Below are 209 nucleotides of genomic sequence, written 5' to 3'. Positions count from 1 at the left end.
CTGGACCCGCCTGGGCCTGTGGCGACGGCTGGGTCAACGTCTCGCGCTCGATTGGCGGCTGGCCTGCGGCGACGAGTTGCTGCCCTCGGCGGTGGTGGCCGACAGCCGCTCTCTCCGGTCAGCCCCAACCGCCTGGGTGCGCGGCATCGATGGCGGCAAGCTGGTCAAGGGCGTGAAGCTGTTCGCGGTCTGCGACAAGCACGGCTCGC

The 209-nt window shown here is 71.3% G+C and carries 1 pseudogene; it reads left to right on the top strand.

Annotated elements, in window-relative coordinates:
• A pseudogene (locus E2C06_RS37230) lies at nt 1-209 on the top strand (hypothetical protein); the annotation flags it as partial.

The sequence above is a fragment of the Dankookia rubra genome (assembly GCF_004355005.1).
Lineage (GTDB): Bacteria > Pseudomonadota > Alphaproteobacteria > Acetobacterales > Acetobacteraceae > Paracraurococcus > Paracraurococcus ruber_A.
The sequence above is the reverse complement of the archived record's forward strand: the minus strand, read 5'-3'. Positions and strand labels throughout refer to the sequence as shown.